6 protein-coding genes are annotated in these 5,613 nt (G+C 67.3%); all 6 read right to left on the reverse strand.

Features of this window, described 5'->3' with window-relative positions; all coding sequences use genetic code 11:
- On the reverse strand, nt 1-233 hold a 233-nt coding region (locus VFP86_19020), incomplete at its 3' end, for an ATP phosphoribosyltransferase regulatory subunit (protein HET9001742.1).
- 60 nt (nt 234-293) lie between these two features.
- Nucleotides 294-914, reverse strand: a complete 621-nt coding sequence (locus VFP86_19025) for a hypothetical protein (protein HET9001743.1) — start codon at nt 912-914, stop codon at nt 294-296.
- Nucleotides 915-922: 8 nt separating this feature from the next.
- Nucleotides 923-1,402: a D-aminoacyl-tRNA deacylase gene (dtd, locus tag VFP86_19030; protein ID HET9001744.1), complete on the reverse strand. Its 480-nt coding sequence runs from the start codon at nt 1,400-1,402 to the stop codon at nt 923-925.
- A gap of 2 nt (nt 1,403-1,404) precedes the next feature.
- Complete coding sequence (locus VFP86_19035; protein HET9001745.1) at nt 1,405-2,592, reverse strand: aminotransferase class V-fold PLP-dependent enzyme; 1,188 nt, start codon at nt 2,590-2,592, stop codon at nt 1,405-1,407.
- Nucleotides 2,589-3,785 carry an aminotransferase class I/II-fold pyridoxal phosphate-dependent enzyme gene (locus VFP86_19040; protein HET9001746.1) on the reverse strand — a complete coding sequence of 399 codons (1,197 nt, stop codon included), beginning with the start codon at nt 3,783-3,785 and terminating at the stop codon, nt 2,589-2,591. Before VFP86_19040 ends, VFP86_19035 begins: the two co-directional genes overlap by 4 nt.
- A gap of 46 nt (nt 3,786-3,831) precedes the next feature.
- Nucleotides 3,832-5,613: bifunctional (p)ppGpp synthetase/guanosine-3',5'-bis(diphosphate) 3'-pyrophosphohydrolase (locus VFP86_19045; protein ID HET9001747.1), on the reverse strand; the 1,782-nt coding region annotated here is incomplete at its 5' end.

Raw genomic sequence — 5,613 nt, forward strand, 5'->3', positions numbered from 1 at the left:
AGGGAGAGGCTACGCCCGCCCCGATCCGTGAACGTGTACATCTCCTTGTCGACGATGTCCGTCCCGCTTCCCACGCCGCGCTGAAACACCTCGGTGTGCTCGACCATCGGAGTGCGGATCTCCTGATATCCATACCGGTGCGAGAGATCGCGCACCCGCGTCTCTACGGTGTGCCAGCGGCCAACTTCCGCGGGGAGGATATCCTGCATTCCCCGCGGCGCCTTCACGATCATTCTGGCGTCCTCCCGGTCGTGTCTATGAGGGCACATTGTACCGGCCTCGCTCCACCCCTGTCAATTCGCGGGGTCTCGCGGCCGGAGGCTCCACGCCGCCCCCACCCCACCGCCCGCAGCGACCGCGATGAACAACGCGGCCACCTCGGCCCGGCCGAGGACGTAAGACGCGAACAGGACCCATCCGCGCGCTAGGATCCAGATGGCCGCCGCGACGGCGAGGGCGAGCGGGACCGCTGCCAGGCGCAACCACCGGCTGCGGAGCGACCGGCCGGCCGCGAGCAGGCACCAGGCGGTGAGCAGCCCGGCATAGCCGAGGACGAGGAGCACGGGCAGCGCTCTCGCCACCGGTCCCCCGGTGACACCGGGCAGGCGCCTGACCCCGAGAAACAGCACCGCGCCGATGATCAGCACCAACACGCTTCCGGCCACGCTGCCCGCGATACCGCGTCCCGCCGGAATCGGTCGCGATGAAGACGCCAGCGCCACCCCCACTCCCTGCACGATAAGGGGAAGCATCAACAACACCGGAATCAGCACCCACGTCACCCGCTCCCAGCTCGACTTGGGGTAGAGGTCGAGCAGGGCTCGAAGCCATCCCTCCCGCGCGGCCACCGCCAGCCCCCATACGGCGGCGCCTCCCACCGCGGCGCCCCACGCCGCAAGCTCCCAAAATTCCATGCGACGGGTCATCGTTCGCGGCTGTCCAGGAGGATCGTGACCGGGCCATCGTTGTGGATCTGGACGACCATGTGAGCCCCGAACCGCCCCGGCACCACCCGGACGCCCATCGTCTCGAGGGCGCGGTTGAACTCGCGGTACAGCGGTTCGGCTGCCTCAGGCGGCGCCGCCCGCACGAAGCTCGGCCGCCGGCCTCCGCGCGTGTCCGCATAGAGGGTGAACTGGGAGATGCTGAGGACTTCGCCTTCGACATCGAGGAGGGAGCGATTGAGGCGGCCGGCGTCATCGTTGAAGATCCGAAGGTGTCCCAGCCGGCCGGCCAGGTATCGGGCGTCTTCACTCGTGTCCTCGGTGCCGACTCCCAACAGGACAACCATCCCCGCGCCGATCTGCCCCACCAGGTCCCCCGGATCGTCGGGGATCAGGTTCGGCCGGGGCACCAGCACACGGACCTCAGCCCGCCGGACTCGCTGGACCAGTGCCCGCATCCCTACCGGACGTGTCGCCGCAGCGCGGCCGCGGCGCGCTCGATATCCTCGATGGTGTTATAGAAATAGGGGGAAAAGCGGACAACCCCGGGTCGGTGATCGATGATGATGTGCTCGCCCGCCAAGCCCGCAACGGCCGCGTGCGGGTCCGAGACCGGAACGGTCAGGATGCCGGCGTGTGCATCAATGCCTCCTGCCAGCCGGGGGGGAAGCCCCACGTCCCGCAGCGCCTCGGCGAGCGCGCCGGTCAACTCAACCTGACGGGCGCGCAGCCGCGCGGGTGTCAGTTCGTGAACGTATTCCAGACCGGCGCGGCCCGCGAACACAGCGGCGATGGCGGGGGTCCCGCCTTCAAGGCGGCGCGCGTCGTCGGCGTACTCAAAATGTGTCACGTCGAAGTCGAACTGGCGGCGATGCCCGAACCACCCCACAACCTCCGGCTGCAATCGAGGATGCAGGGCGCGGCGGGCATAGAGATACGCGATGCCGGGCCCTCCGAGCAGCCACTTCAGGCCCCCGCTCACCAGGAAGTCGATGCCGGCGGCGTGGACATCGATCGGGAGCTGCCCTGTCGACTGGTACGCATCGACGAGGAGGTGCGCGCCGCGGGCGTGCGCGAGGCGCGCGAGCGCCGCAACGTCTTGAATCGCCCCGCTCTGGAAGTAGACGTGGGATGTCGCCACACACACGGTGCGGTCGTCGATCGCGCGTTCAAAGAGCTCGAGGGGAACCGTCAACCGGTCGGGGCTGCGCACGAACGCGACCTCGACCCCCCGTCCCTGCTTGGCCAGCCACTGGTAGGCCACGGTGGGGAAATCGATGTCGGCGATGACCACCCGCGGGCGGGCACGATAGTCGAAGCAGCTCGCCACCGCGGAGATCGCGGCGGTGATCGACGGAAAGAGCGCCACTTCATCCGCGCTACTCCCAATGAGCGAGGCGAACGATCCCCTGAGCAGATCGAGTTCCTGCCACCACGGTCCGTACCACGCCGACGCGCCCATCGCGTTCCACAGGTCCAGGCATCGTGCCACCGCCCGCCGGACTCGCGTGCCGAGCGCTCCGAGCGAGCATGAGTTGAGATAAGTCGTCTCCTGAAAGACGGGGAACTCTTCGCGGTACGCTTCCCACGCCCCGGTGGACGCCGATGCGGCGGCAATGGTGGCGTCGGGGTGGAGCGGGCGGCTCACCGGGCCGCCGCTCTCTTGGGGGCCGCGCGGCTTGGGACGCGCAACTTCTCCAAGCGCGTCCGGACCTCGTCAAAGGTCCCCTCCTGTTTGGGGAACGCGAACCGCACGAACCGCCGCCCGGAGGCGGGATCGTGAAAGAAGGACGATCCCGGCACGGGGGCGACCCCGATCTCCTTGATCAGGTGCATGGTGAACGCGTAGTCATCGTCGTACCCGAACGGCGTGATGTCACACATGATGTAGTAGGCGCCGGACGGCACCAGACACCGGAACCCCGCCGTGCCCAGGATCTCGAGGAGCGTGTCCCGCTTCCGCTCGTACATCGCGGCCAGGTTGGCGTAGTACGTCCGCGGGAACCCTAGGGCCGTAACCGCGGCCTCCTGCAGCGGCGCGGCGGCGCCCACAGTCAGGAAGTCGTGCACCTTGCGAATGCCGTCGGCCACATGTGCTGGCGCGATCGTCCACCCGACGCGCCAGCCGGTGACGCTGTAGCTCTTCGAGATGCTGTTGACGATCACGGTGCGCTCGGCCATCCCCGGAAGGGCGGCCAGGCTTGTGTGGGTCTGACCGTCGTACAGGATGTGCTCGTACACCTCATCGGTGATCGCGAGCAGGTTGTGACGCTGGCAGAGATCCGCGATCAGCTCCAGTTCCGGCCTGCTGAACACCTTGCCGGTCGGGTTGTGCGGGGTGTTGATGATGATGGCCTTGGTCCTGGCGGTGATCTGAGCCCGGAGCTGATCGGGATCGAACGGGAACCCGGGCTCCAGCCGCAACTGGACGAACCGCGGTACGGCGCCCGAGAGCTTCGCGTCCGGGCCGTAGTTCTCGTAGAATGGCTCGAACACGATGACCTCTTCCCCCGGGTTCACCGTCGCGAGCAACGTGGCCATCATCGCTTCGGTCGCGCCACAGGTGACCGTGATGTGGCGCTCCGGATCCACGGTGATCCCGTTGAACCACCGGACCTTCTCGGCCAGGGCCTTCCGGAACGATGGGGCGCCCCAGGTGATCGCGTATTGGTTGTGCCCATCGCGCAGCGCGCGGGCGGCCGCCTCGAGGAGCTCGGATGGCGCGGGAAAGTCCGGGAACCCCTGCGCGAGGTTGATGCCGCCGTGCTCGGCCGCCAGCCGGGTCATCTCCCTGATGACGGACTCCGTGAATACGCCCACCCGTGATGCCGTCTCGATCATCGGATCCCTCCGCTCTTGTGCGCCCGCCTGCCCTCGCTCCGGAGGGTCAGTGCGAGACGACCCGCTCCACGCTGTACACTTCGGGCAGCTGGCCGATTCGCTGCATGACCGCCGTTAGCTGCGTGACATTCCGGATATCTACGACGATGTTGACGATGCCGACCTTGTCCTTGCGCACGCGCGCATTCACCGAGACCACGTTGGTCTTGGTCTCCGTGACCGCGGCGAGCATGTCTTTGAGCAACCCGACTCGGTCGAGCGCCTCCACCTCGATTTCAACCTGGTGCACGCCATCCTGCCCCGCCTCCCACTCGACTTCGACCAAACGCTCGGGCTGGCCCCGCAGGAACTGGATGTTCGGGCAATCCTCCCGGTGGATGCTCACCCCCCGCCCCCGGGTGATGTACCCGAGCACTCGGTCCCCCGGCAGCGGGCTGCAGCACCGTCCAAACCGCATCAGCACGTTGTCGACGCCGCGTACGCGAACTCCGTGCGCGGTCGTGGTGGGGGACGCGGGGCGATCCGCTCCCTCTGCAACAGCCGGCGGCTCCTCTTCGGGCGGTTCCCCGCGGAGGGACTGGACGACTTGGAGCAGGGAGACGTCGCCGTTGCCGAGGGCGGCGAGCAGCTCGTCTTCGTCGGGGAGGCCGAACTTCGAGGCCGCCTCACGGAGCCGCTCGGCCTTCATCGCGGCCGCGACGCTCCCGGTCCTGCGCAATTCCTTTTCGAGCAGCTCCTTTCCCCGCACGATGTTCTCGTCGCGCCGCTCGCGCTTGAACCATTGCCGGATCTTCGTCCGCGCGTTGCTGGTGCGGACAAACGCCAGCCAGTCGCGGCTGGGGCCGGCGCTGTTCTTGTTGGTCGTGACCTCCACGATATCGCCGGACTGCAGCGGATGGCTGAGGGGCACCAGCCGCCCGTTCACCTTGGCCCCGATGGTGTGGGACCCGACGTCGGTGTGAATCCGGAACGCGAAGTCGATCGGCGTGGCGCCCGCGGGGAGATCGATCACGTCGCCCTTGGGCGTGAAGACGAACACCTCGTTCTGGAACAAATCGATCTTGACCGAATGGACGAACTCACGCGGATCCTGCAGCTCCTGGTGCCACTCCAGCAACTGGCGAAGCCACGAGAGCTTCTGCTCGAACCCGGGGTCGGACTTCTTGCCGCCTTCCTTGTACCGCCAGTGCGCCGCGATCCCGTGCTCGGCCGCCTGATGCATCTCGACCGTCCGGATCTGGATCTCGAGGGGCTGGCCTTCACAGATCACCGACGTGTGCAGCGATTGATACCCGCTGGTTTTCGGGTTCGCGACGTAGTCGTCCACCTCGCCGGGGATCGGCTTCCACAACGAGTGCGCGACCCCGAGCGCTTCGTAGCACTCGCGGACGTCATTGACGATCACCCGGATCGCGAGCCGGTCGTAGATCCGGCCCACGCCCTGCCCCTGATACTTGGGGCGCTGCATTTTTTGGTAGATGCTGTACACGTGCTTCGGACGACCGGTGATCCGCCCCCGATCGACGCGGATCCCGGCGCGGTTCAATTCCCGATGGAGGGTCTCGACCACGCTGGCCAGCACCACCACTTTTTCCTGGCTGGCGCGCTCGAACTCGCCGGCGATTTCGCGGAACGCGTCCGGCTCGAGGATGGCGAACGCCCGATCCTCCAGCTCGCGTTTGATGCTCCCGATCCCCAGCCGTTCGGTGAGCGGGGCGTAGATCTCCAGGGTCTCCGCGGCCGTGCGTTTCTGCTTCCACTCCGGGATGTACTCGATCGTACGCAGGTTGTGGACGCGGTCGGCCAGCTTGATCAGGATGATCCGGAT

This window comes from bacterium, assembly GCA_035703895.1.
Taxonomy (GTDB): Bacteria; Sysuimicrobiota; Sysuimicrobiia; order Sysuimicrobiales; family Segetimicrobiaceae; genus Segetimicrobium.

What these genes read in the sequence shown, in the direction of transcription:
- dtd (HET9001744.1), bottom strand. Translation starts at nt 1,402, where the DNA reads ATGCGGGCACTGGTCCAGCGAGTCCGGCGGGCTGAGGTCCGTGTGCTG.
- VFP86_19025 (HET9001743.1), bottom strand. Translation starts at nt 914, where the DNA reads ATGGAATTTTGGGAGCTTGCGGCGTGGGGCGCCGCGGTGGGAGGCGCC.
- VFP86_19040 (HET9001746.1), bottom strand. Translation starts at nt 3,785, where the DNA reads ATGATCGAGACGGCATCACGGGTGGGCGTATTCACGGAGTCCGTCATC.